Origin of the sequence: Thalassospira marina, from assembly GCF_002844375.1 — a bacterium.
GTDB classification, from domain to species: domain Bacteria; phylum Pseudomonadota; class Alphaproteobacteria; order Rhodospirillales; family Thalassospiraceae; genus Thalassospira; species Thalassospira marina.
In genome coordinates this window covers 2,069,693-2,096,488 of the sequence record NZ_CP024199.1, presented here as the reverse complement: position 1 = coordinate 2,096,488, position 26,796 = coordinate 2,069,693, and the positions used below count along the sequence as shown (strand labels likewise).

Genomic DNA, 26,796 nt, shown 5'->3' with positions numbered 1-26,796 from the left:
TTCCATATCGTTGCTATGGAACAGCAAACATCACCCAACGTTGAACCAGCGTTAACGTAGCCTTGCCATGAAGGTCACAGGCATTGGTTTCTCAAACGCTTGTTCAACGGGGTGATATGCTCGAATGGATTAAAAACTACCATACAATCCTGCAAATTCTGATCAGCTTTGCCACCTTGGGGATCTGGATTTTCTATGCCCAGATCCTCCTGGCGCAACACAGGCGAACCCGACGCCCGAAAATCCTGATCAATCAGACACGCGGTCGTTCGCTGCACTCACGTTTTCTCGTCAGCAATATGAGCCTGGAAAGCGTTCATATCGAAGTCATTCTGGTCGGGCTTCATAACGACGATGACGAAACCTGGTATCTGGTGAGCGACTGGGAACCAACACGCGATGATAACTGTGCTGACACAAATGATTACGGCACGTTTCAGGGGCCATTGGCGGCCGGTAGTTCACTTGATATCGGCGATATCAAAGGTCTGATTTCACAGCGCCATGCCGAAGAACGCGATCAGGAAAACCACACGTCAAATGCCAGCATCGTCACGAAAGATGGCATTGCATGCAGCGCGTTCGAGATCATGGTTGTGGGCGTCTATAGTTCCGAAAAAGGTGTTATTGGCGCCAGCCGCACATTTGATATCGACAAATATGGCCATGTCCATCCACGCGATGCCGAAACCGGTCAATGCCGTTCCCGTAACGAGCGCCGTCGCATGCAGGAACTCCATCGTCGTTATCTGTGATCTTATATGGTTCCAAGGCATTGTCAGGGCGCACGACCAGGCACACGCAGCCCAGCGACAACAGGAAAAAGGCGGCCCGATGCGCCGCCTTTTTGTGTTTTATCATAGTGGCGTGATGCCCCATTAATCACGGGTTAGTTGCCTGGTTGTCATTCGCAAGATTATCTGATGGTGCGGTCATACGCAGAATGGCATTTCTCCGTAAGGTCATTGCCTGCTGGGTAATCTGGCTTGCAGGGGCAAGCAGGTCATAGCCATGATTGAGGCCGGGGATCAGGTGAAATTCTGTTGAAACGCCAGCGGCGTAAAGGTTGGCGGCGTAATTCAGGCTTTCAATGCAAAACAGGTCCAGCTCGCCGACTTCGATATAGGTTGGCGGAAGTTGGGCATAATTTTCCAGCCGGGCCGGGCTGATGATGGCCATGTCTTTTTCGGTTGTGTCCTTGGGAATGCGTGCTTGCCACGCCGTTGTGATTTCGGGCGCGACGATGCTTAAAAACGGGATAATTCCGACAGGAACATCCGGCACGCGATGATCAAGCATTGGGTAAATAAGGACTTGCCCGGCAACGGGAATGCCTCGGTCACGGGCAAGTGCAGCACTTGCCGCAGCGATGCCTGCACCACCACTGTCACCCATCAGAACGATACGGTTCGGATCGATGTTAAATTGGTTGCTGTTTTCGTGCAGCCAAATCAGGGCGGCGAGGGCTTGCTGCGTTTGAATATCACCGCTTACGTCTGGTGCCAATTGGTAATCAATGGCAAGAAATCCGACGCCGGTTTTAGCGACATAGTTTTTAATGATCGTGTCATAGGCCTGCGCATCCGCAGCAACGCCGCCGCCGCCATGAACAAACAAAACAGCGCCCTGTATTGGGCTATTTTCGGTGTTTTCCGCAGCATGATCGGCTTTGTAAAACCAGCGCGCCAAAAGCTTTTTATCGGCGAATGGAACGGCATAATCCTGTGTTGCAATGCCATCAATCCGGGGCAGGTGGCTATTGACCAGGGTGTAAAAGGCATCGAGCCGTTTTTTCAAACTTTGGACATCGCCAAGCTGGCTTTGCGGGAAGGTTTCAAAGGCGGGTGTAAGCTGTTGAAGGCATTGCGCCAATTCGGGATTAAGGGTGAAAACCAATTTTGTTCTCCGGTTTGAATGGGTTGTTATTGCCATTCTTTCCGAAAGACCGCATATCTCAAATGACATAAAAAGAGTTTTTTCGGACATCATGCGACATATCGGTTTTCTGGTCTTTCCGGGTTTTAACATGCTGGACCTCAGCGGTCCGCTGAGTGTGTTTGAAACAGCCAATCATCACCTTGATGTTGATGACCATTACCGCCTGACGATTTGCGCAGTCCGACCGGGCATGTATGAAAGTTCTTCTGCTGTGTGGATGGAGGCTTCCTGCGCATCAGCCCATCAATTTGATACGCTGGTCATTGTGGGCGGCCGCGGGGTCGAGCAGGCCAGCCGTGACGACGATTTACTGAATTTATTGAAAACCGGTATTGCAAAGCGCCTTGTGTCCGTCTGCACGGGGGCTTTTATCCTGGCGTCAGCGGGGCTTTTGGCGGGTAAGGCGGCCACAACCCATTGGCGGGTTGCCACGCAATTAAAACACCGGTTTCCTGATATTATCCTGCAGGCTGACAATATTGTTGTGAAGGATGGCGATACCTGGACATCGGCAGGTGCAACAGCAGGAATGGATATCGGGCTTGCCTTGATCGAAGCCGAGCATGGCGGTGATATAGCACGAATTATTGCGCGCGATCTGTTAATTCCGCATCGGCGTACGGATGGGCAATTGCGCTTCATGCGCCTACAGGAAATCAATCCGCCGTCGCCACGCGTGCAACGCGTGCTGGCTTTCATCGGCCAGAATTTACGGTGCGATCTCTCAGTGCCAATTCTGGCAGAACAGGCGCATTTATCGCCACGGCAGTTCTCGCGCGAATTCACCGCAGAAACAGGCCTGACACCGGCACGCGCGGTCGAACGTTTACGGGTGGAATTTGCGCGCTCTCGTTTGGAAAACAGCAATCAAAGCATGGCAATCATTGCCAGCGAAGCCGGTTTTCCAGATAGTGCCATTATGCGCAAAGCTTTTTTGCGCTGCCTACGAACAACACCACAAAACCTGCGTAAGGCGCGCTGGTAGCTTGCCTTGATCCTCTCGATATACCAATATTTGTCATAATATATATTATAACGCTTATTGGTGTGGTGCGAAATGGCGGTAAATTGTCCTCACTTGCTGCGTTCTCATCAGCATCCGCATCGGTATCGGCGTGTGACTATAATGGCGTTCCTGCGCTGTTACCCATAACGCCGCTTCCATCAACGCATGATGCCCAGGTCGTCTTTCTGGTCAATATAGTGCGCGAGCTCCTCGGGCGTTCCATTGGGAAATGTTGCTTTCAGATAATCAAGAAACGCTGAAACGCGCGCGCTTAGCAATCGCCGTGATGGATAAAGCGCCCACAGCGCAGTTTCCTGTCCGTCAACATCACCCCAATGAACAAGCGTACCTGCTAGCAGGTCTGGAATGGCTAGTGATAAAGGCAGGCATGCAATACCGGCCCCGGCGCGCACCGCATCGCGAACCATCAGAAAGGACGACAGGCTCAGGACCGGCTGTGTTGATAATTTCACCTGTCCGTTGACGGTGTTAACGTTCCAAATATCGTTTCTGCCAGCAGATACCCGGTTAATCGCCGGCACGGCTCCATTTCCGGTTGGCCACTGTATGTCCGGGCTGGCAACAACGACCTGCCGATCCCGCAGAAACACACGTCCGACAAGGCTTTCATCGGGTTGCGGATTTACCCGAATGACCAGATCATAGGCTTCCTCGACCATATCAACGGGGCGATCTTCGGTCGTAATTTCAAGCTGAACATCGGGATATTGTGCGACAAACCCGGCTGCAAGGCGGCCCAGTGCGGTTTGCGAAAACAATAATGGTGCACTGATCCGCAATGTCCCGCGCGGGTTATGGCCCATTGAGGCAATGGCTTTGGTGGTTTCATCAATTTCGGTCAGCAAGGCGCTGGTTCGGGTGTGAAGCGCCCGGCCCTCCTCGGTCAGTTTCAGTGTTCTGGCGCCGCGCTCAAACAGGCGGAGGTTCAGATCAGCCTCCAGCTCGGCCACGCGGCGCGACAATGTCGCTTTGGGCCGCCCGGTGGCACGTGCGGCTTTGCCAAAGCCGCCAAACCGGGCGACCAGGTTGAAATCAGCCAGTGCAAGAAGATCCATGTGTTCCACCAATGAGACTATGTGTCCAGATTACGTGTCTATTTGCATTAATATGGATCAGTAGATTGGAGGAAGTCAAACAAACCACAAACGGAGTAACTTCCATGACCATTCTTGTTACAGGCGCCACTGGCCGCGTTGGATCGCTGGTTGTTAAGCAACTTGTTAAACGCGGTGCTGCGGTTCGGGTTCTTACCCGCGATCCGTCGAAAGCCGTGTTTCCCGACAATGTTGAAATCGCAAAGGGTGACCTGCTTGATATCGATGCCGTTCGTACCGCCCTTGCGGGCATACGTACATTGTTCCTGTTAAATGCCGTTACCGGTGATGAATTCACCCAGGCATTGATCACGTTGAACCTTGCCCGCGAAGCTAGTATTGAGCGGATCGTTTATCTGTCGGTTTTTGAAGCCGACCGGGCGGTGAATGTTCCGCACTTTGCTGTTAAATATGGCGCAGAACGAATGCTGGCGGATATGGGGTTTGGTGCCACCATCCTGCGGCCCAGCTATTTCATTGATAACGAAGTCATGATCAAGGATACGATCCTGACACATAGTGTTTACCCGATGCCGATTGGCAGCAAAGGTATTGCCATGGTTGATGCCCGAGACATTGCTGAAATTGCCGCAATCGAGCTGATCCGCCGTGAATCCTCCCCCGAAAAACTGCCCCTGACCACCATCAACCTTGTCGGGCCCGATATATTAACTGGCCCTGCCCTTGCTGAAATCTGGTCAAACCTTCTGGGCCGGACCATTATTTATGGCGGTGATGATCCCAGCGGATTTGAACAGCAGATGGCAAGCGTCCTGCCTAAATGGACGGCCTATGAAATGCGTCTGATGGCAGAACGCTATGTCAGCGACGGCATGATCCCGCAAGCCGGTGATGTGGAACGCATGATCAGCCTGTTGGGTCGGCCGCTTCATACCTACCGCGATTTTGCCGCTGGCATCCTGCAGGTAGATTGATATTTCAGATTTTTGCGTTCCCTTGGTAGCATCATCCCGCAAACGACTTATATTGGGTTGTCTGCTATCAAGGGCGCTAATTTCTTATCCAGGCACAATACCGCATGGAGTTTTATGCATCTCTCCTGACAGAAATGTGTTTCGCGTTAAATCAAAGGTGATGCCTATCGGCTTGTTTTCAGGCCAGATGCGGTCAAAAGTGGAACGATTGTTGCCTTGGAACATGCCCGGTTTTTCGCAGACGCCGTAAAAATTTGCGCGATTGTGCAAAAACCCGCGACGATCAGTCTAACGCCTTGTCGCTGATATCACTTATCTTTCCAGCCAATATCCCAGATTGTTTGTACGGGAAAATCCTTCATTTACATTGCAGTGCGTCATTTTCCGGCCGGATTTAACGGCGGCCCGATCAGTTGATCCGACGTTGCAATTTAGGTTCGTTCTTATTCTGGAACGCTAAGTGTTGGAATCACCGGCTATTGCAATCTGCCATGTGCGCATATGGTCGCAACAAAGTTGCATGTCATATGCCCAACGAAATCTGGAGAGACGAGATGTCATCGAAATCCAAATTAAGATATGCGGTTGGCGCCGTCGCAATTGCGCTGGTGGCCGCAGGTGTGGCCGGAGTGGTTCCAGTACCGTTCATTCACGCCGAAGAACAGCAGGAAGCCCCTGCCCCTGCACAGGCACCCAAGCCGGTCCCGGCAACTGTTGCTGAAATTCATAATCAGAACATCACCCGCTGGTCGAGTTTTTCTGGCCGGCTGGAAGCCATCGACCGTGTAGAAATCCGCCCGCGCGTTGCCGGGGCAATTGAATCGGTCCATTTCCGCGAAGGTGATCTGGTCCAACAGGGTGATCTGCTGTTCACGCTGGACCCTGCCCCGTTTGAAACCGAAGTTGCCCGCGCCGAAGCCGCTGTTTTTTCTGCCCAGTCGCGTTTGAAACTGGCGACCACGGAACTTGATCGCGGGAACGAGCTTTGGAAAACGCGCGTTATTACCCGCACGGTTCTTGATCAGCGCCAGGAAACCAAACAGAACGCAGAAGCTGACCTGCGTTCCGCACAGGCACAGTTGCGTTCGGCCAAGCTGAACCTGGGCTACACCGAAATCCGCGCACCGATTTCGGGCCGCGTTGGTGACATTCGCCTGACGCCGGGCAACCTGGTTGCGGCTGGTGCCAATTCCGAAATCCTGACCACGCTTGTTTCGGTTGACCCGATTTATGCGACCTTCGATGTCAACGAACAGGCATTGTTGCTTGCCATGCATCAGAATGGCGAACCGTCTGTCGATGCCGTGCAGCAGATCCCGGTTCAGCTGAGCAGCGATTTCATCGGCCCGGACGTGATCAAGGGTCACGTTCAAATGATCGACAACGAATTCAACCCGCGCAGTGGCACCATCCGTGTTCAGGCCGTGTTCGACAATACCAGGGGCCGTCTTGTTCCGGGCCAGTTTGCCCGTCTTGAGTTGGGACAGGCCAGTGCAGGCAAGGCAATCATGGTTGCCGAACGCGCCGTTGGCACCGACCAGGACAAGAAATTCGTTCTGGTGGTGAACCCGCAAAACGTTGTCGAATATCGCGAAATCCGTGTTGGTGGCGAGCAGGATGGCCTGCGCATCGTGACCAGCGGCCTTGAAGAAGGCGAACGTATTGTTGTCGAAGGCCTGCAGCATATTCGCCCCGGTATGACCGTCGCGCCGGAAGTCGTTTCCATGGACCGTCGTTCCATGGTCGATGCCGGTGACGAAGCCAAGGGAGATTCCCGCTCTTAATCAGGGTTCCGGGACACCAGACATATGAACATATCGAAGTTTTTTATCGATCGCCCGATCTTCGCGGCGGTGCTGTCACTGCTCATCCTGCTTGCAGGGATTATTTCGATCCCGCTGCTGCCAGTGTCAGAATATCCAGAGGTCGTTCCGCCTTCAGTGGTGGTGCGTGCCCAATATCCGGGTGCCAACCCGAAGGTGATCGCCGAAAGCGTCGCAACGCCGCTTGAAGAATCCATCAACGGTGTTGAAGACATGCTCTATATGAGCAGCCAGGCGACGACCGATGGTTTGATGACCCTGACCGTAACCTTTGCGCTGGGTACTGACCCGGACAAAGCCCAGCAGTTGGTGCAAAACCGCGTATCACAGGCCGAACCGCGCCTGCCCGAGGAAGTACGCACCCTGGGTGTGACCACGGTCAAAAGCTCGCCGGACCTGACAATGGTGGTTCACCTTGTTTCGCCCAACGGGCGTTATGACATGAACTATCTGCGAAACTACGCCATTCTGAACATCAAGGACCGTCTTGCGCGTATTCAGGGTGTTGGCGAAGTTAACGCATTTGGTGGCGGCGAATATTCCATGCGTATCTGGCTGGACCCGCAGAAAGTGGCCGAACAGGGCCTTTCTGCCAGCGATATTGTCGCTGAAATCCGCGCCCAGAACGTGCAGGCTGCTGCCGGTGTGATCGGTTCTTCCCCCTCCGCCCCTGATCTTGACCTGCAATTGTCGGTTAATGCCCAGGGCCGTCTGGAAGACCCGGAAGAATTTGGCAATATCATTGTCCGGTCTGATCCCGATGGCTCGGTAACCCGGCTGCGTGACGTTGCCCGTATTGAAATCGGTGCTGCCGATTATTCCCTGCGCGCTTTGCTTGATAACAAGGACGCGGTTGGTCTGGGTATTTTCGCATCCCCCGGCTCCAATGCCATCGATATCGCCGATAACGTTCGCGAAACGATGAAGGAAATCAAAGCCTACATGCCTGAAGGCGTTGATTACCAGATCGTCTATGACACCACCGAATTCGTCCGTGCCTCCATCGATGCGGTTATTCACACCCTGCTTGAAGCCATTGTTCTGGTGGTGCTGGTTGTGATCGTCTTCCTGCAAACATGGCGTGCTTCCCTGATCCCGGTTCTGGCAGTGCCTGTTTCCGTGGTCGGTACCTTTGCGGTGATGTATCTGTTTGGCTTCTCGGTCAACGCGCTTAGCCTGTTTGGTCTGGTGCTAGCCATCGGGATTGTCGTGGACGATGCCATCGTTGTTGTTGAAAACGTTGAACGTAATATTGAACTGGGCTATTCGCCACGCCAGGCCACCTATCGTGCCATGCGCGAGGTTTCCGGGCCAATCGTGGCCATTGCATTGGTGCTGGTTGCCGTGTTCGTTCCGCTGGCTTTCATCAGCGGCCTGACCGGGCAGTTCTATCGCCAGTTCGCCCTGACTATTGCGATCTCGACCGTTATTTCCGCTATCAACTCGCTGACGCTTTCACCGGCCCTGTCTGCCTTGTTGCTTAAAGGCCATGACGCCCCACGCGATCTGCCAACCCGCATCCTTGATGGTATGTTCGGCTGGTTCTTCCGTGGCTTTAACAAGGTGTTCACCAAGGGCTCTAACGGTTACAGCAAAGGCGTTGGCGGTATTGTAACGCGCAAAACCATCATGATGGGCATGTATCTGGCACTGGTTGCCGCTACATTCGGCCTGTTCCGCGAAATTCCCCGCGGGTTTGTTCCGACCCAGGACAAACAATACCTGATCGGTTTTGCGCAGTTGCCCGATGGCGCAACCCTGGACCGTACCGACGAAGTCATTCGTAAAATGGGTGATATCGCCCTGGCCCATCCGGGTGTGGAACACGCGGTTTCGTTCCCGGGCCTGTCGATCAACGGTTTCACCAACAGCTCGAACTCCGGCATTGTCTTTGCCACCCTCAAACCGTTTGACCAACGTACCGACCCAAGCCTGAGCGCAGGCGCAATCGCCGGTCAGCTTAACCAGCAGTTTGCCTCGATCCCGCAGGCTTTCACGGTCATCTTCCCGCCGCCCCCGGTTCAGGGGCTTGGCACCACGGGCGGCTTTAAAATGCAGCTCGAAGACCGTGCATCGCTGGGTTACAAGGCACTTGATGATGCCCGCAAGGCGTTGCTTGCCAAGGCCTACCAGACACCTGAACTTGCTGGCATGTATTCGACCTATCAGGTCAGTGTTCCGCAGCTTTATGCCGACATTGACCGTACGAAGGCACGCCAGCTTGGTGTGTCGGTAAGTGATGTTCTGCAAACCATGCAGATCTATCTGGGTAGCATGTATGTCAACGATTTCACGATCTTTGGCCGGACCTACAGTGTGCGTGTGCAGGCCGATGCGCCCTATCGTGCCCACGAAGACAATATCGGCGATCTTGAAGTTCGCAGTGCCAATGGTGACATGGTTCCGCTTTCAGCAGTGCTGAATGTCTCCCAGACTTTTGGTCCGGAACGTGCCATGCACTATAATGGTTTCCTGTCGGCCGATATTAACGGCAACCCTGCCCCAGGTTATTCGTCGGGTCAGGCGCAGGATGCCCTGCAACGTATCGCCGAAGAAACCTTGCCGCCCGGCATTTCATATGAATGGACGGAACTGACCTATCAGGAAATTCTTGCAGGTAACACAGGCATCATCGTCTTCCCGATTGCCCTGCTGCTGGTCTTCCTGGTGCTTGCTGCCCAGTATGAAAGCCTGACGCTGCCAATTGCGATTATTCTGATCGTGCCAATGGGTCTGTTATCTGCTTTCACCGGCCTTTACCTTTCCGGGGGTGACAACAACGTCTTTACCCAGATCGGTCTAATGGTTTTGGTGGGGCTATCAGCCAAGAACGCGATCCTGATCGTCGAATTTGCCCGCGAGCTTGAATTTGGCGGCAAAACACCCATTCAGGCCGCCATCGAGGCCAGCCGCCTGCGTCTGCGCCCGATCCTGATGACGTCAATGGCGTTCATCATGGGGGTTGTGCCGCTGGTTCTGTCTTCCGGTGCTGGTGCCGAAATGCGCCAGGCCATGGGGATCGCGGTATTCTCGGGCATGATTGGTGTAACGGCTTTTGGCCTGTTCCTGACCCCGGTCTTCTACGTTTTGATGCGTCGACTGACCGGTAACCGCCCGCTTACCCAGCATGGGCATGACAGCGAACATATCCCTGTCGTTTCCTCCCATCCTGCGGAATAAGAACGGCGTCACGTAAATGTGACAAAAACATCGAAAAGCCCCCGGATCATTCGGGGGCTTTTTTCGTTTAACCTCAATGATCTAATTGATCGTCTTTATTCATTTTTCAACATGGTGCCATTCATGCCCATCAAAATGATCAGACCGCGCAAACCCGAAAAAACCGGCGATCCCAAACCGGCCTCCTCGCTGTGGCGATATGTCTGGCGGATGAGCGGCTGTCACCAGATTTGGGTTTCGCTTCTGGCTGTTGTGGTAGCAGCACTAAGCATGCTGCCCATCGAATTGCAGCGTCGCCTGGTTGATGATGCGATTTCGGACGGCAAACTTGACCTGCTGTTAAAGTTGGCCGGGGCCTACGCGGCGGTGCTGATACTGCATGGCCTGTGCAAATATGCCCTGCGGCTTTATCAGGGTTGGCTGAGCGAAAGTTCCATTCGCTATAACCGTCTGCATCTCAGCCAGTTACACGAAGAACATGAAGGTGAAAAAGCCCACGAGGAAGATGGCAAGGTTGTTTCCATTATCGGTTCTGAAATCGATAAACTGGGGGGCTTTGTGGGTGAATGCCTGTCCCAGCCGGTGGTCAATACCGCAATGCTGGTTTTCGGCCTTGGCTATATGTTGACCAAGGCACCGCTTGTTGCCGCTATTGGCCTTGCCGCGCTGATCCCACAGGTTCTGCTGGTGCCGGTTGTGCAAAAACGCATCAATATCCTGATTGCCCGCCGGGTTAATACCATGCGCCGCGTGGGTGATGACCTAACCCGCCTGCCCCATAACGATATCGACCTCAAAGAAACCGACCTGCCTGATCGCATTGATTTGCTTTATCGCAATCGGATGATGACCTTCGTGCTGAAATTCGGCATGAAAGCGATCATTAACTTCCTGAACGGTGCAACACCGCTGATCGTTTTGATTGTCGGGGGCTATCTGGTAATCGAAGGCCGTACGACAATCGGCATCGTCGTTGCCTTCATTTCCGGCTTTGACCGCCTGTCAGACCCGATGCGTGAAATGCTGTCCTATTACCGGGTGGCTGCACAGGCAAATGTGCAACACAAAATGATCGCGCGCTGGATGAAATGACTGATTTAGTGATTTGAATAATCACATAAAATCAGATTTCGATAATCAATCCGTCATGGGCCGGGCTGACATGGTCCGGCGTCATCTCATTTAGCTGGTCATAATCGACCTGGATGCTCATATGCGTAAAATAGACCTGGCGGGGCTTAAATTCCTCCACCCATTCCATCACTTTTTCAAGATGGGCATGGGTGGAATGCGGGGTTAAGCGCATGCAATCCACCACCCACACATCCAGGTCATATAAAAACTGGTGCGAATATTCCGGCAGATTCACCACATCTGTTGAATAGGCAAAGTTGCCAACGCGAAAACCCAGGCTTTCGCAAAAACCGTGGTCCTGCGGAAATACCTTTACCGGCACGCCACCGATGTCCAGATGCCCGTTAATCTGATGGGGGACGAGAACGGGTTTATAGTAAAAATCCACCCCGTCGGCCAGCGGCTGCAACACATAGTCAAACCGCTGTTCCAGGGTCTGGATTGTTTCAGCCGATGCATAAATATCAATCGGGCTGTGCATGGCAACGTTGATCCAGCGAAGATCATCAATGCCATGCACATGATCGGCATGTGAATGCGTAAACAAAATGGCATCAATATGCCGGATATCAGCCGCCAGTGCCTGTTCACGAAAATCGGGGCCAACATCCACCAAAATCTTCTTTCCAGCTTCTTCGATCAGAATTGAACTGCGAAGTCGCCGGTTTTTCGGATTATCCGGGTTGCATGCCCCCCACCCCAAACCAACGGAAGGCACCCCGTTTGAGGATCCGCAGCCAAGGATGGTTATTTTCGTCACTGCGCGCTTGCTCCTGTTTTTGCCAGAAGCGAACGGTCAGCCTTGGAAAACAGGGTGAAAAAATTATCCGTGGTGATGCGGGCAATTTCCTCGACACTGACATTTTTGATTTCGGCAAGCTTGGCCGCCGTGTGGGCAACATAGCTTGGCTCGTTCGATTTACCACGTTTGGGAACCGGGGCCAGATACGGTGAATCCGTTTCCACCAGCAACCGGTCCAGCGGCACATCGACAATCGCATCACGAATGGCCTTGGCCGAATTAAACGTGATAATGCCCGAACACGAGATATAAAAACCGATCTTAAGCGCGCGCTGTGCCAGCTCGGCCGACGAGCTGAAACAGTGGATCACGCCGGGAAACGCGCCCTTGGCATATTCTTCTTCCAGAATATCCATGGTGTCGTCATCGGCATCGCGGGTATGCACAATCAGCGGCAATTGCGTTTCGCGGCATGCCGCGATATGAGCACGGAAGCTTTCCTGCTGGGCGTCGCGCGGGGCATTGTCATAGAAATAATCCAGCCCGCTTTCACCAATGCCAATCACCTTTGGGTCTTTGGCTTTTTCAACCAGGATATCGGGGTTTGAAAGCCCTTCCTCGCCTGCTTCATGCGGGTGAACGCCAACGGTGCAGTAAATATTATCTGCGCGTTCGGCCATTGCGCGCACTTGGTCAAAGGATGAAATCCGCACACCAATGCTGACCATCATGCCAACGCCGGCATTGCGGGCACGCGCCATGGTGCCCGCAAAGTCTTCAGAAAACTGGGGATAGTCCAGATGGCAATGGCTGTCGACCAGGGCGACATTCATGCCTTCTCTCCTTCGGTTTCCGGTTCAACATAACGCGGGAAAACGCCTGCCGGTTTCGGCAGGTCATTGCCAGCCACCAGCGCGTTTTCCGTACCAAGGTTGTCAAACCCACGTGAATTTTCATCAAGTGCAAGCTGATCCAGAATTTTCGAGGCCGATTCCGGCATCAGCGGCTGAACCAGAATGCCCACATGGCGAATGACTTCTGCCAGCACATAAAGGACGGTTTCCATCCGTGCCGGATCGGTCTTTTTCAGGCCCCAGGGCGCCATTTCATCGACATAGCGGTTGGCATCACCCACCAGCGACCAGATCGCATCGATCATTTTATTAAAGGCCTGGCTGTCGATATGACCACGAACTGTATCAAGCATGCCGTGCGCCTTGCCAAGAATGGCATTGTCAGCGTCGGTAAACTCACCGGCGGTCGGCACCTTGGCATTGCAATTCTTGCCAATCATCGACAATACGCGCTGGCACAGATTGCCAAGGTCATTTGCCAGTTCGCTATTCATGCGGTTAACCATGGCCTGATGGGAAAAATCACCATCATTGCCAAACGGCACTTCGCGCAGCAGGAAATAACGGGTCTGATCCAGGCCGTATTTCGCAGTCAGATCATACGGATCAATGACATTGCCAATCGATTTTGAAATCTTCTGACCTTCATTGGTCCACCAGCCATGGGCAAAAACACGTTTCGGCGGCTTGATCCCGGCTGCCATCAACAGTGCCGGCCAGTAAACCGCATGGAAACGGGCAATATCCTTGCCTACCATGTGCAAATCTGCGGGCCAGTATTTTTCAAGCATTTCCGGGTTCGCATCCGGGTAACCAACTGCGGTCAGATAGTTGGTCAATGCGTCGACCCAAACATACATGACGTGCTTTTCATCACCCGGTACCGGCACGCCCCACTTAAAGCTGGTGCGCGAAACCGACAGGTCATGCATGCCGCCCTTAACAAAGCTCATGACTTCGTTACGGCGTGAATTCGGTGCAATGAAATCGGGGTTGTCTTCATAAAACTGGATCAGGCGATCACCCCATTCCGACAGCTTGAAGAAATAGCTGGGTTCCGACACCCATTCAACCGGTGCACCGGTCGGGGCCAGCTTCTGACCGTCTTTTTCAATCAGTTCCTTTTCGGCGTAAAACGCCTCGTCACGAACCGAATACCAGCCGTCATACGACCCCAGATAAATCTCGCCCTTCTCGACCAGCGTATTCCACAGGGCCTGACAGGCTTTCTTGTGGCGTTCTTCGGTGGTGCGAATAAAATCGTCGTTGGAATAGTTCATATGCACGGCCAGGTCGCGGAAATTCTGCGAAACCTGATCGGTAAAGGTCTGCGGATCAATGCCCTTGGCCGCGGCCGACGCATCAACCTTCTGACCGTGCTCGTCCGTTCCGGTCAGGAACATCACATCAAAGCCGTCCAGCCGTTTGAAACGTGCCATCACGTCCACAGCCAGCGTGGTATAGGCATGGCCGATATGCGGCTTGTCATTGACGTAATAGATCGGCGTGGTGATGTAAAAGGGCGGTTTTTGCCCGGTCATGATCGCAATCCTTCGTATTAAAGCATGACGCAAAACGGCCCTTGCGGGCCGTCATGTCATTTATATTTAAATCAGCCCGGCAGCACTAGCTTCTAATCGTTTCTTCAAGCAGGAAAAACGCATTCAAAATCGCCTGCTTGCGATCCAGATGAAGCCCGCGCGTCGCTGACATCAGGTCGGTGATCTTTTCCCATACCTCCAGCCATTGATCAAGCGGTTGCGCAGCAGCCATGCGCTGCATTGCCGGTAATTCACCATCAATAACTTCGCGCGGCGCACTTCCGGTTGCCGCAAAGCGGATCATGCGTGCCAGCCACCAGTTCAAAAGTGCCGTTACCGTCACGAATGCTTCGTCGCGATCTGCCGGTGAAAACCGTTCGGCAAATTTGTGCAAGGCTGCAACATCGATCTCCGGCAGGCCGGAAATAAGGTTCACAAGTTCGGTATAAAGCTCAAGCCCGCCAACATCATGTAACTGCAATGCCCGCCCGATGCTGCCATCGGCAAGGCCGGCAAGCGCATATAAGTCATCGGTTTCCATATCCGGGCAATATTGCGCCAGAAGCGATGTTACCGTCTGATCTTCAAGCGTCCCAAGGTTCAGCCGCCGGCAGCGTGACCGGATGGTTGGCAACAGTTTGCCTGGCTGATGGGCAATCAGGATCATCATGGCGTTTGCTGGCGGTTCTTCCAGAACCTTCAGGATCGCGTTGGCGGCGTTACGGTTCAGCTCGTCTGCCGAATCAACAATCACAACCCGCCAGCCACCCTCGGCCGATGTTTTGGACATGAACCCGCCAACGGCGCGCACATTATCCACTACAATCTCGCCCTGCAGGCGTTTTTTCTTTTCATCGTAAAGGCGTTCAACAACCTTCAGGTCGCCATGCCCGCCCCCTGCAATTCTGCGAAAAACCGGGTCTTCCGGCGACACATACAAACTGGTCGGTTTGTCATTAAACAGGCCCCCGCCGGCATTACCACCACCTTGCGACAGTACAAACCGCGCCATCCGGTAGGCAAGGGTCGCCTTCCCTACCCCGCGCGGTCCGCACAGCAACCAGGCATGGTGCATACGCCCGCTGTTCCAGGCATCAATGATCACCTTTTCAACCGCGTCATGCCCCAAAAGCTGGTGGTTCTGGCGTGGTTCGGGATATCCGTTTTCGCTGGTGTCGTCGCTGCTCATGCCGGCTTGCCTGCCAGGAATTCTTCCATAACGGTGTTAATACGCGATGATACCGTTTCAACATCACCATCGGCGTCAATAACGCGGCAACGTTTGGGTTCCATCGCGGTGATTTCGCGAAAACCCTGTTGCAGGCGGCGGTGAAAGGCCAGTTCCATTTTTTCAAACCGGTCTTCCGCGGCGCTGACATTGGCAAATCGCGCCCCGGCGCGGGCCAGGCCCGTTTCAATGGGCAAATCCATCATCAGGGTCAAATCGGGTTTGAAATCGCCAATCGCCAGTTTCCATAACTGGCGAATAAAATCCGGCCCCAGGCCATGGCCATATCCCTGATAGGCCACCGATGAATCGGCAAAACGGTCACACAGCACCACCTGCCCTTGGGCAAGTGCCGGGCGAATGGTGCGTTCAACATGGTCACGCCGCGATGCAAACATCAACAGGGCTTCGGTCACCGCATCCCACCTTCCGGGATCGCCAGTAAGCAAAAGGGCGCGGATTTCCTCCGCACCCGGTGACCCGCCTGGTTCGCGTGTAACGATAACGTCACGGCCACGATGGCGAAACCATTGCTCCAGAAGGCGGATCTGGGTGGATTTACCACTGCCTTCACCGCCTTCAAAGCTTATGAAAATTCCATCCGGGAGGCTCACCCGTTGCTGCCTCCCCACACCAGATACTTGATCGCAGCGCCGATGCGGCCAACCAGGCCAAGGCGTTCAACACCGGATTTCGCATAAAGCGGGAAGGATTGCGGGTCCTGGTTCGGAATTTCGACCTTCAGAGTTGCAACCTGCTGGCCTGCACTGATCGGTGCGGGGATCGGGCCTTCGTAAACGACCGATACCTTCATGTCTTTGCGATCTTTGCGCGGAATGGTCAGCGTAATGTCCTGATCGGTAACCAGGTCAACCTTGCCGGTATCCCCCAGCCAGATATCGGCTGAGCTGACAACTTCGTCTTTTTTGAAAAGATTGTAATTGTCAAATTCGCGGAACCCCCAATCCAGCAGCTTCTGGCCTTCGGTACGGCGTTCGCGCATCGAATTAAGGCCCATCACAACCAGGATCAGGCGGCGACCATCGCGCTTTGCCGTTGCCGTCAAACCAAAGCCAGCGGCTTCGGTATGGCCGGTTTTCATGCCATCAACGCCCGCGCTGGTGCCCAAAAGCGGGTTACGGTTATGCTGGCGAATGCCGTTATAGGTAAAGACCGGTTCGCTATAGAATTTATAAAGTTCCGGGAAATCGTGGATCGTGCGATGCGCCAGAACAGACAGGTCATGCGCCGTCACAAGGTGGCCATCTGCCGGCCAGCCGGTGGCATTTTTAAAGACCGATTTGGTCATGCCAATTTCACGGGCCTTGTCGGTCATTTCCTGGGCAAAGGCATCTTCGGTGCCGGCAATGCCTTCGGCAACCACAATTGCCGCGTCATTGCCCGACTGAACGATAATACCGTGAATCAAATCATAGATGGAAACATCGGAATTGACCTCGACAAACATCTTCGAGCCGCCCTTCTTCCATGCGTCTTCACTGACATGGAAGGTATCTTCGAGCTTGAGGCTACCATTTTTGATGCGATCAAACAGCATATAGATCGTCATCATCTTGGTCAGCGACGCCGGTTCGGCGAGATCGTCACCATTCTTGTTCAGAAGAACGGCACCGGTGTCATAATCAACAAGATAGGCCTCGCGCGCGATCGTTTCGATCGACTGAGCATGGCCGACGGTCGCAGCCATCGCTGTCCCCAGAAGCGCCGCCCCGGCCAGAAGCCGGTTGAATGTGGCTTTGCACGGAATTGACGGAAGTAAATTCATAACGTCCTTGTCCTGTTGATTTATTTCGTCCCCGAAGGATTGGCCGATGGCCAACAGGGCTGTCCTATGTCGCAAATTGGGCAAAAATGTGCAAACACCGCTTTTGCACCTTTTTCCCGGTCAGATTAGCACCCGGCAGGCGACTTTTCCCCTGCCCCTGCACATTCCACAATCACCCTGGCCCCGGTTTGCCCGGTTGCCAAAACCCGGTCAAGTAAAACATCGGCTTCAGGCACCGTTGCCATCGGGCCAAGGCGGACACGGTAAAATGTCGTTCCCTTGACATCGATGGGTTCTATTTTCGTTGGCGCAAGATTATAGAGCCGGTTGCGCAGGTTCAACGCATTGTCATAAACAGAAAACGCCCCGGCCTGCACATAAATGGCGCTGGGTGGCACCGGCGCAACATTGACTTCCGGGTTTGCCTGCGCGGTTACGGCCACATCATTGGCCGGTGTTGCCGGCTGGTATTTCTGCCGTTTGGGCTGCTGGGCGCTATCGTCAAAATCGTTGGGCGTTTTATTGCTTTGCGGCGCATCAAGCGAAACGGTTTCAACCGAAGCCCGCGGGGCAGCCGTCACGGTGTTTTTTTCTGCTGCGGTCACAGTCGGTGCCGCCGATTTCCCCTGTGAAATCAGGGCGGCCTGCTGGCTTTCAGCCTCCAGCACCTCGACCATCACCTTGGCGGTTCCCTGCTGCTCAAACCCCAGCAACTGGGCAGCCTTGCGCGACATATCGATAATGCGGCTGCGCGCAAACGGCCCGCGATCATTGACGCGTACCTTTAACGAACGGCCATTTTCAAGGTTGGTAACCCGCACGATACTGGGCAACGGCAGGGTCCGGTGGGCGGCCGAAACTTCGTTCTGGTCAAAAATTTCACCATTGGCGGTATATTTGCCGTGAAATTTCGGTCCATACCAGGAAGCAATACCCGTCTCACGATATTCATAATCGACTGCCGGGTAATACCATTGCCCGGCAATCTCATAGGGTTTGCCAATTTTATAGGCGCCGGTCTGTGCCGGTGCGCTTGTCTGGTTTTGCGATCCGATGCGCTTGACACTGTGAACAGCAAGCTGGGTTTCCGCACAGCCCGCCAGCATCACCATTATGGTCGCGATTCCTGTCACCTGACAGCCAAGGCGCCACAACGGGCGAGCCGGTCTAAGAGCTGATTTTGGCATCCAGTTTTTCCTCGTCACTCTGGGATCGTTCAAATGCGGGTCAGCGACCGGCAATTGCATCGGCAAGCGTACCAACAGCAATGGCGAAATAGGTCGAGCGGTTCCAGTGCATGATGGTGTTGAAATTGTTATAGACCATATAGGCCGGTCCGGCACCGTCATTTACCAGAACAATGGCTGCTTGCATGTCGGCACTGGGCAAATCTGCACCATTGGGCATGCGTACACCCATTTTCTGCCATTCGGCAATCGGTTTGCGCACATCACGGCCAGCCTTGCTGGCATCAAATCCGTTGGGCAGGCTTACCTTGCGGCCCCAGCGTTGATCTTCTTTCCAGCCAACCGATGACAGGTAATTGGCTGCGGATGCAAAAACGTCTTCCTTCTGGGTCCAAAGGTTGATTTTGCCATCGCCGTTACCGTCGGTCGCATAGGCCATAAAGGTTGACGGCATAAACTGTGCCTGCCCCATCGCACCGGCCCAGGAGCCTTCCATTGCATCAGCCGAAATATGGCCGGCATCAATAATCTTAAGGGCCTTCATCAGTTCGCCACGGAAATATTCCGCCCGGCGGCCTTCAAAAGCCAGGGTTGCGAGGGAATCGACAACTGAAAAACCACCGGTATGTTTACCATATCCGGTTTCAATACCCCAAAAAGCCGTCAGGTAATGGGCCGGCACACCGTATTTCTTGGCAGCAGCTTCCAGAATGTCACGGTTTTCGGCAAATTTCTTGCGGCCTTCGTCAATACGGGATTGCGGTACAACGCGCTGCAAATACTGCTCGAAGGTCAGCTTGAATTCCGGCTGGCTGCGATCCAGTTCGATCACGCGCGGAATGGGCTGGGTCTTGGCAAAGGCGGCATCCAGCGTCTTTTGCGAAATGCCGTTTTTCAGGGCATCATTTTTAAAATCAGCCAGCCAGGTATCAAACCCTTCGGTCGTGAATGCGGGCAATGGGGCATCTGCGGGGGCAGCCAATACCGGGGTCGCAACCAAAAGCGCTCCAAGAATTGTGGCAGCAGTTCCGAGTGTCCGAATTTTCATGGTGATTGCCCTGTCCTTGTCTCAGAATTGATCCGTTTTCGAATGTGGCAGGCCGTTAAGGCGCCGGAAACCACGCTGTTGTTCGCCCGGTCCAGTTATAGGCTGTCAGCCCGGCAAACTCTTTCAACGCATCTTCCAGCATCTTGATAGAGTGTGAGACGTTAATATCTGTTAAATGGCGCTGCGGTGTTGCGATATAATCCACCGGCCAGGCAATAACTGACCAGTCATATCGGCGAAACACCCCCATGGATCGGGGCATATGCCGCGCCGAGGTCACCACAAGCCAGGTTCCCCTCACCTTTTCTGGCCATTTTTCTGCAATCATCTGGTGGGCATATTCGGCATTTTCCGCCGTATTGCGCGAAGCCCCTTCATAAAAGATGTTGGCCGCGCCAAGCCCGTTTCGCGACAGATCATCTCGCAACGCATCGGCTTCACTGAATTTGCGATCTAAAATGACGTTATCGCCACCCGTAAAAATCACCGGCACATCGGGCAATAGCCGCGCAAGCGACAGCATGCTGACGACCCGGTCCGCTGCTGCGTTATATTCAATTTGCTGGCGCGCAACATACTGGTCCCCGTCAATGGCCCCAGCCAGCACAATAACCCCCGCGATATCTCGCTTTTGAATATCTTCCAGCGTCGGCTTTGGGAAACGGTCTTCAAGTATCTGCACACCTATTTCCCCAACCGGGATGACGGTGATAAGAAGGCAGCAGGCAGCAACCGCCGCCAGCAACCCAAAACCGGCACTGCGCCATTTGCGTACCATCACCAATATCAGACCCAGGGCAAACCCCAGCGTCACCAGGTTTCCCGGCTGGATCAGAAATGTTGCGACCTTTGATAAAATGAAAAACACGTCCCCGAACTCCCCCTATATTCTTCTTATTGCTTACAGGGTTCATCGCGGTACTGTCTAATCAAGCCGGGAAAAAGACGTGAAATTTTATCGGCTGCCAACCCAATAACATATATTGACAGCACGCCTCCCTGCCCTTATTGAATGGCCGCACCAAAGACGACCACATTGCGGAGAGATGGCAGAGTGGTTGAATGCACCGGTCTTGAAAACCGGCGTGCCTTTACGGGTACCCAGGGTTCGAATCCCTGTCTCTCCGCCACTTCCCCAAAAGCAATCCGCAAATAAAAAAATGCAATTTCAATTGCTTAGGTGGTCTTTCTTAACGGAATTTCCTGTTTGAACCGTCTGTATTTCCTAAAATTGGGATACATGCAGGCAAATTTTCGCACATAACACGGCAATTCCTCTTCTCAGAATCATCCTGCGACGAATGCCTTTCTCCATATCTGCGCATTACCTATCAGTCTGGGCCTGATGGCACCACACTTCGCGCTGTCTGACGACTATAATAGTATCCGCAGTTCAAAACCTCATGCCTGGTTCACTTGGGCTTATCCGCACAACTGGCATACGTATATGCCCCTCCCTCCCTAAGCCGGGGCAAGCATATTCAGGCAGCCTGAATGCGAATCTTTCCAAAGGCGATTTTGGTTACGTTTTAACCAGTGATTCGCGCTGCCCTCAATCTAGGCAGACACTTTATTGCGCAAAAACACGTATAGCGGCAGAATCTTTGCCAAAACCGGCAAAGCAGGGCGGCATATCGTGCGGGTTAGAGCATTTTCTTCATAGATATGTAAAAAATCAGTAGAAATACGGGCGCATCACGCGCCATTATTGGCGGGCAAAATGATATTCGGGGGAATCATCAAATGGCAGTCGGGCTGCCGGACTCCCCTTTTTCAAACGTCATATCAAGACGAAAAATACAAACAGGGGGCTCTTTTTATCGTTATGAGCACAGCAACACCCGCCCTTAAAGTTGAGGGGATGCATAAGAGTTTTGGTGATCACGAAGTGCTCAAAGGCATTGATCTGACCGCCAATACCGGGGACGTCATTTCCATTATTGGGTCTTCCGGTTCTGGTAAAAGTACCTTCCTGCGGTGCATTAATCTTCTTGAAACGCCCAATTCCGGCCATGTCTATGTTCATGGCGAGCTGATCAAAATGCGTGCGCTGGCCGATGGCAGCCAGGAAGCCGCAGACAAAAAACAGCTTCAGCGCATCCGCACGAAGCTTGCCATGGTTTTCCAGAGCTTCAATCTCTGGAGCCACCTTACCATCCTTGAGAACGTGATCGAAGCACCGGTCCATGTTCTGGGTGTTCCCCGCAAACAGGCTATCGAACGCGCAGACGCCCTTTTGCAAAAGGTCGGCATGTATGAACGTCGCGATTATTACCCCGGTCATATTTCCGGTGGTCAGCAGCAGCGTGCAGCCATTGCCCGCGCGCTCGCCATCGAGCCAGAGGTGATGCTGTTTGACGAACCGACCTCGGCACTTGACCCGGAACTGGTGGGTGAAGTGCTCAAGGTTATGACCGATCTGGCCGAAGAAGGCCGGACCATGCTGGTGGTGACCCATGAAATGGGTTTTGCCAAGGGTGTGTCTAACAAGGTCATGTTCCTCCATCAGGGGCTTGTCGAAGAATCCGGGGACCCGAAAGAGGTTTTCGAGAATCCAAAATCGGAACGCATGAAACAATTCCTTCAGCGCGATTTCTGATCAGGACGTTCCGGTCAGCGGTGGCGGACCGGACAGGGAAGATGTGGCATAAGCTGCCTTCCCGTTACAACAAGGGAGACTATGAATGAAGAACTGGATCAAGGCTGCTGCGGCTGCAGCTGTCGGTATTGCACTTAGCGCATCTGCAGCAAGTGCCGCCTGGGACAAGGTCGTCGTTGCCACGGAAGGTGCATATCCTCCGTTCAACTTCGTCGACAAAGACGGCAACCTGCAGGGTTTTGATGTCGATTTCACCAAAGAACTCTGCAAAACCGCAGGCGTTGAATGTGAAATCGTCGCCCAGGACTGGGACGGCATCATTCCGGGCCTTCTGGCAAAGAAATTTGACGCGATCATCGCTCAGATGTCGATCACTGAAGAGCGCAAGCGCTCCATCGACTTCACCAACTATTACTGCACCACACCGGCAGTCTTCGTTGGTAAAGACGGCATGAAAATCGAAGCCTACAAAGACGGTAAAGTCATGGAAGACGCACTTGATGGCATGGTCATCGGTGTGCAGCGTTCAACCACGCACGCAAACTTCCTGGAAGACAACTTCCCGAATGCCGAAATCCGCATGTATGACACCCAGGACAATGCCCTGCTCGACCTGACGGCTGGCCGCATTGACGCAACGCTGGCTGATTCCGGCGTGCTGCTGGAATGGGTTAATTCTGATGCAGGCAAAGGCTATAGCTTCGTTTCCGACACTTTCGCACCGGTTGAATGGTTTGGCGAAGGCGCAGGCATTGGTATCCGCAAGGAAGACCAGGACCTGAAAGAACTGTTCAACAAAGCCCTGGCAGAAATGCTGGCTAACGGTTCTTACGAAAAGCTGAACAAGAAATATTTCGAAACCATCAACCTGCATCCGCGGTGATCGGCTAGGAAACAGAGGGCGACACCATGGTGTCGCCCTTCCCTTATTGTCGGACCGTTTTAACCGACATCAAGGCATGCGGGAGAGAACATGTTTGATTTATATGGGCGTAGCGATCAGATGTTGTATGGTGGTCTGGTCACCATTCAACTGTGCCTGACTGTTCTGCCTTTTATGATTGTTATCGGCCTGTTAGGGGCATCGGCAAAACTGTCGCGTTATAAAGCCCTGCGCGTTATCGGCGAAAGCTATACGGTTATTATTCGTGGCATTCCCGAACTTCTGGTGATTTTGCTTATCTATTTTGGCGGCACGATTGCGGTTCAGAAAATCGCTGAAATGATCAGCGGCGAAGCCGCCCGTGTTGATATCCCGGCTTTCTGGTCCGGTGTTGCCGCCCTTGCCCTGGTTCAAGGGGCCTTTGCATCCGAGGTATTTCGTGCTGCCATGCTGGCCATTCCCAAAGGCCAGATCGAAGCTGCCGTTGCCACCGGCATGACACCCGTGCAGATTTTCTATCGTATCAAATTGCCGCAACTCTGGCGGTTTGCCCTGCCCGGCCTCAATAACCTGTTTCAGGTATTGATCAAGGATACCGCGCTGATTTCAGTGGTTGGCGTTGAAGAAATCCTGCGCAAGGCAGCGGTTGGTGCGGGAACGGAAAAAGCCCCGTTCACCTTCTATCTGGTGGCAATGCTGATGTTCCTGGCCTTCACCACGGTTTCGCTTTTTGCGTTCAACCGTCTTGAAAAGCGGGCCAACCGCGGGATTGCGAGGGCATAATCATGTTTGAAGATCTGATATATGTTCTTGGCAAATACCATAGCTGGCTGATTCAGGGCCTTGGCCTGACATTGCAGCTTCTGTTGATTTCGGTAATTTTTGGAAGTGCGCTTGCCATCCCACTGGCAATCTGCCGAACATCCAAAAAGGTCTGGGTTCAGGCCGTGCCCTTCAGTTTTATCTATGTCTTTCGTGGCACGCCGTTAATCGCCCAGCTTTTCATGATGTATTACGGCGTTGGGCAGTTGATCGCCAATATCGATGGCATTCAGGATAGCTGGATGTGGTCCTATCTGCGTGATCCTTACTGGTATTGCCTGTTTACCTTTGTGCTGAATACGGCGGCCTATGTTGCAGAAATCATGCGCGGCGGTATCAACAACGTCCCCAGCGGTGAAATTGAAGCCGCCCGGGCCTGCGGCATGACACCGGCGACCACCTATCGCCGCATCATATTCCCGCGTATGTGGCAAATCATCTGGCCGGCCTATACCAACGACGTCATTTTCACGCTTAAGGCAACATCGCTTGCTTCGACTGTGACCATGATGGAACTGACCGGTGCAGCACGCAAAATTGTTGCCCGCACCGCCCTGCCTTACGAGGCATTCATTTCGGCCGGGATCATATACCTCATCATCGTATATGTGCTGACCTTCGGCTTTAAAGGCGTTGAAAAATATCTGCGCCGCAACGAAGTACGTCAGGCTAACAAAAAGCCATCCGTTAAAATCGGCGCCCAGGCCTGACCCTATCTGTTCCACATCTATTGCGACCGGTGTCCTACCCACCGGTCGCAACTTTAAAGGTTTTCGACGATCATGCCGCGTTCATCCGCCGCTGGCACTGCCGCGCGTTCGCCTAAAAAAAACATGCGTCTGGCCGTCAAGCTGCCTTTGCTTGTTGCCATCAGTTCCCTGATTTCCATTTTGGTTCTTGGTGCCGCCGATTACTGGCTGGCCTCCAACGATATCCGGAATCTTTCGGCCGATAAGCTGACTGCCCTGCTTGATGCCCGCACATCCACGCTAAACCGCCTGTTAAATGTTGAAAACCAGTCGGTAGAGCGCCTTGCCAACAGCCTGCAGATCAAGGAAGCAAATGACAGCTTCGCATCTGGCTGGGCATTGGAGGGCGATGGCGGTGCCAAAAACCTGCGCCGTTTGTTCATTGATGAAAATCCGAACCCGGCCGATCAGCGCGCCGAGCTGACCAAACCCGAAGAACGCACGCCCTATACCCGCTATCACAACCGTTTTCATGTTGATTTGCGCGGTATTGCAACCGAACGCCAGTATCGTTCGTTGATGCTGGTTTCACTGACGGGAGATGTCATCTATTCCGTGAATAAACGTGATGAATTTGCCAAAAACATCAATGATGGGGATTTTCCCTATCCGGCACTTTCAAGCCTGATGAAACAGGTGATGGCCGACCCCGCTGGCACCCCGGTTGCCTTTGGCGATTTTGTTCGTAACGTGCCCAACCTGATTTCGCGTTTTGTTGTTGCGCCAATTGTTGCGGATAAATCAGACATTCGCGGTTATCTGGTGGTCGAAGAACCGGTTACCGAAATTAACGAAGTCACCGCCGACCCGGCGGGTCTGGGCGATACCGGATCGATCTATCTTGTTGGCCCCGATCAGCTTTTGCGCACGGTTGACCGGCAGATGAATGGCGCTGGCGATAATGCACAGGCCGTTCTTACTGTCCTTCACAAAACAGCACCGGTTACCGCCGCCCTGGCAGGCGAAAGTGGCGTTATGACCTATCGTGACGGCGAAAATATTGAAAAGGTTGCCGCCTATCAGCCCATTCAATATGGCAACAATACCTGGGCAATGATCGCCGAAGCCCGCGTCAGCGAAATCATGGCACCTGTCGCGAATTTGCGAAATTCCATGATTATGCGCGCCATCGCCATTCTGGTGGTGATCGGGCTTGTCGGCCAGTTTATTGTCCGTCGTGTTATCCGCCAGCTTGACGATGTGCGTGCGACCATGGTGCGCCTGGCCGATGATGACTTGTCTGCCGAAATCCCCTCGACCGAGCGTACCGACGAAATTGGCGAATTCGCCCGGGCCCTGGCCATCTTCAAACGCAACATCCAGGAACGGCGCAACATGCGCCGCAAGGAAGAGGAAAAGAAAGCCGAGCAGCTAGAGCATAGCCGGCGCCTTCAAAGCCTTACCGAGAAATTTGAAAGTGAAATCACCGATATTCTGGCAAAACTCAATGCCTCGATGGGGCATCTTGACCATGCCGGGCAATCGATGAAAACGGCGGCTGAGAAAACCCGCACCCTAGGTAGTGATGCCCTTGGGCATTCACAAAGTGCATCGGATGATGTGACAACCGTTTCAACGGCCACGACCGAACTTTCATCCTCGATTGATGAAATTGGCCGTAGTTCTGCCACGGCACTTAACAAATCCGAAGAGGCCGTAAACGAGGCCGAAGCCGCCAATAACAAGATTTTGGACCTTGATCAGTCCGTCAGTAAAATTGGTGAAATCGTTGCCATGATCAGCGGTATTGCCGAACAGACCAATTTGCTGGCACTGAATGCCACCATCGAGGCTGCCCGTGCAGGCGATGCGGGCAAAGGTTTTGCCGTTGTGGCAGGTGAAGTGAAAAACCTGTCATCACAAACCGCCAAGGCAACCGAAGAAATCAGCCGCCAGATTGCCGAAGTCCAGGGTGAAACAGCCGAGGCTGTGAAAGCGATTGAAACCATCACCCGCACGATTGGCGAACTCAGTGTGTTGACGGCCAGTATTTCGACTGCGATCGAGCAACAAGGCAGTGCAACGGCCGAAATCTCGCAAAGTGCAAGTTCGGCTGCACGCGGGACACAGTCGGTTATTTCTTCGATTGACGGCGTTGCCAAGGCATCGCAGGAATCAGACCTTGCATCACGCGAAGTTACCCGTGTGTCCGACGAACTCAGCCAGCAGGGAAATTCTCTTAAATCTGCTGTTGATGGCTTCCTCTCGGGTGTGCGGCGCGACTAA

At 53.4% G+C, this 26,796-nt stretch carries 22 protein-coding genes and 1 tRNA gene; 12 read left to right on the top strand and 11 right to left on the bottom strand.

Going from position 1 to position 26,796, the window contains the following annotated elements; all coding sequences use genetic code 11:
- The first annotated feature begins 116 nt into the window (after positions 1–116).
- Positions 117–755, top strand: a complete 639-nt coding sequence (locus CSC3H3_RS09555) for a hypothetical protein (RefSeq protein ID WP_101284686.1) — start codon at positions 117–119, stop codon at positions 753–755.
- A gap of 127 nt (positions 756–882) precedes the next feature.
- Here CSC3H3_RS09555 and CSC3H3_RS09550 read toward each other — a convergent pair whose 3' ends face one another.
- Entirely contained in the window at positions 883–1,932 is a 1,050-nt protein-coding gene (locus tag CSC3H3_RS09550; protein ID WP_245881356.1) for an alpha/beta hydrolase, read from the bottom strand.
- Between the two features lie 55 nt (positions 1,933–1,987).
- On the opposite strand from CSC3H3_RS09550, the gene CSC3H3_RS09545 reads away from it, so the two are divergent.
- Positions 1,988–2,923 carry a GlxA family transcriptional regulator gene (locus CSC3H3_RS09545; RefSeq protein WP_157831874.1) on the top strand — a complete coding sequence of 312 codons (936 nt, stop codon included), beginning with the start codon at positions 1,988–1,990 and terminating at the stop codon, positions 2,921–2,923.
- Positions 2,924–3,102: 179 nt separating this feature from the next.
- Here CSC3H3_RS09545 and CSC3H3_RS09540 read toward each other — a convergent pair whose 3' ends face one another.
- The gene (locus CSC3H3_RS09540; protein WP_101284684.1) at positions 3,103–4,020 is read right to left on the bottom strand and encodes a LysR family transcriptional regulator; all 918 of its coding nucleotides are present in this window, start codon (positions 4,018–4,020) and stop codon (positions 3,103–3,105) included.
- 104 nt (positions 4,021–4,124) lie between these two features.
- Between CSC3H3_RS09540 and CSC3H3_RS09535 the strand changes: the two genes are divergently transcribed.
- From CSC3H3_RS09535 to CSC3H3_RS09520, 4 genes are all read left to right on the top strand, one after another.
- Entirely contained in the window at positions 4,125–4,994 is an 870-nt protein-coding gene (locus tag CSC3H3_RS09535) for an SDR family oxidoreductase (RefSeq protein ID WP_101284683.1), read from the top strand.
- Between the two features lie 554 nt (positions 4,995–5,548).
- A complete protein-coding gene (locus CSC3H3_RS09530) occupies positions 5,549–6,778 on the top strand; it encodes an efflux RND transporter periplasmic adaptor subunit (RefSeq protein WP_101284682.1) in 1,230 nt (409 codons plus the stop codon).
- Positions 6,779–6,802: 24 nt separating this feature from the next.
- Entirely contained in the window at positions 6,803–9,997 is a 3,195-nt protein-coding gene (locus tag CSC3H3_RS09525; protein ID WP_101269823.1) for an efflux RND transporter permease subunit, read from the top strand.
- A 123-nt stretch (positions 9,998–10,120) separates the two neighbouring features.
- Positions 10,121–11,089, top strand: a complete 969-nt coding sequence (locus CSC3H3_RS09520; protein ID WP_101269924.1) for an ABC transporter ATP-binding protein — start codon at positions 10,121–10,123, stop codon at positions 11,087–11,089.
- Positions 11,090–11,120: 31 nt separating this feature from the next.
- Here CSC3H3_RS09520 and CSC3H3_RS09515 read toward each other — a convergent pair whose 3' ends face one another.
- The 9 genes from CSC3H3_RS09515 to CSC3H3_RS09475 all read right to left on the bottom strand — a co-directional run bounded on the left by CSC3H3_RS09515 (position 11,121) and on the right by CSC3H3_RS09475 (position 20,385).
- On the bottom strand, positions 11,121–11,891 hold the full coding sequence (locus CSC3H3_RS09515) for an MBL fold metallo-hydrolase (RefSeq protein ID WP_101284681.1): 771 nt from the start codon (positions 11,889–11,891) through the stop codon (positions 11,121–11,123).
- Positions 11,888–12,706 (bottom strand): TatD family hydrolase, encoded by an 819-nt coding sequence (locus tag CSC3H3_RS09510; RefSeq protein WP_101284680.1) that lies wholly within the window; start codon positions 12,704–12,706, stop codon positions 11,888–11,890. Before CSC3H3_RS09510 ends, CSC3H3_RS09515 begins: the two co-directional genes overlap by 4 nt.
- Positions 12,703–14,268, bottom strand: a complete 1,566-nt coding sequence (gene metG, locus CSC3H3_RS09505) for a methionine--tRNA ligase (RefSeq protein ID WP_101284679.1) — start codon at positions 14,266–14,268, stop codon at positions 12,703–12,705. Before metG ends, CSC3H3_RS09510 begins: the two co-directional genes overlap by 4 nt.
- 85 nt (positions 14,269–14,353) lie before the next feature.
- On the bottom strand, positions 14,354–15,457 hold the full coding sequence (locus CSC3H3_RS09500; RefSeq protein WP_101284678.1) for a DNA polymerase III subunit delta': 1,104 nt from the start codon (positions 15,455–15,457) through the stop codon (positions 14,354–14,356).
- A complete protein-coding gene (gene tmk / locus CSC3H3_RS09495) occupies positions 15,454–16,110 on the bottom strand; it encodes a dTMP kinase (protein ID WP_101269832.1) in 657 nt (218 codons plus the stop codon). The genes CSC3H3_RS09500 and tmk overlap by 4 nt, the downstream gene beginning before the upstream one ends.
- Positions 16,107–17,282, bottom strand: a complete 1,176-nt coding sequence (locus CSC3H3_RS09490) for a D-alanyl-D-alanine carboxypeptidase family protein (protein WP_101284677.1) — start codon at positions 17,280–17,282, stop codon at positions 16,107–16,109. The genes tmk and CSC3H3_RS09490 overlap by 4 nt, the downstream gene beginning before the upstream one ends.
- A gap of 125 nt (positions 17,283–17,407) precedes the next feature.
- Positions 17,408–18,394: a septal ring lytic transglycosylase RlpA family protein gene (locus tag CSC3H3_RS09485; RefSeq protein WP_245881355.1), complete on the bottom strand. Its 987-nt coding sequence runs from the start codon at positions 18,392–18,394 to the stop codon at positions 17,408–17,410.
- A gap of 115 nt (positions 18,395–18,509) precedes the next feature.
- Entirely contained in the window at positions 18,510–19,517 is a 1,008-nt protein-coding gene (locus CSC3H3_RS09480) for a lytic murein transglycosylase (protein ID WP_101284676.1), read from the bottom strand.
- A gap of 55 nt (positions 19,518–19,572) precedes the next feature.
- Positions 19,573–20,385 carry a YdcF family protein gene (locus tag CSC3H3_RS09475; RefSeq protein WP_101284675.1) on the bottom strand — a complete coding sequence of 271 codons (813 nt, stop codon included), beginning with the start codon at positions 20,383–20,385 and terminating at the stop codon, positions 19,573–19,575.
- Between the two features lie 172 nt (positions 20,386–20,557).
- Between CSC3H3_RS09475 and CSC3H3_RS09470 the strand changes: the two genes are divergently transcribed.
- The 6 genes from CSC3H3_RS09470 (at position 20,558) to CSC3H3_RS09445 (ending at position 26,796) form a co-directional block, all read left to right on the top strand.
- A tRNA-Ser gene (locus CSC3H3_RS09470) sits at positions 20,558–20,647 on the top strand.
- Between the two features lie 695 nt (positions 20,648–21,342).
- On the top strand, positions 21,343–22,116 hold the full coding sequence (locus CSC3H3_RS09465; protein WP_101265709.1) for an ABC transporter ATP-binding protein: 774 nt from the start codon (positions 21,343–21,345) through the stop codon (positions 22,114–22,116).
- Positions 22,117–22,201: 85 nt separating this feature from the next.
- Complete coding sequence (locus tag CSC3H3_RS09460; RefSeq protein WP_101265711.1) at positions 22,202–22,999, top strand: transporter substrate-binding domain-containing protein; 798 nt, start codon at positions 22,202–22,204, stop codon at positions 22,997–22,999.
- Between the two features lie 90 nt (positions 23,000–23,089).
- Positions 23,090–23,782 (top strand): ABC transporter permease, encoded by a 693-nt coding sequence (locus tag CSC3H3_RS09455; protein WP_101265712.1) that lies wholly within the window; start codon positions 23,090–23,092, stop codon positions 23,780–23,782.
- A gap of 2 nt (positions 23,783–23,784) precedes the next feature.
- Positions 23,785–24,531, top strand: coding sequence for an ABC transporter permease (locus tag CSC3H3_RS09450; protein ID WP_101284674.1), 747 nt, complete (start codon positions 23,785–23,787; stop codon positions 24,529–24,531).
- Between the two features lie 72 nt (positions 24,532–24,603).
- Positions 24,604–26,796, top strand: a complete 2,193-nt coding sequence (locus CSC3H3_RS09445; RefSeq protein ID WP_101284673.1) for a methyl-accepting chemotaxis protein — start codon at positions 24,604–24,606, stop codon at positions 26,794–26,796.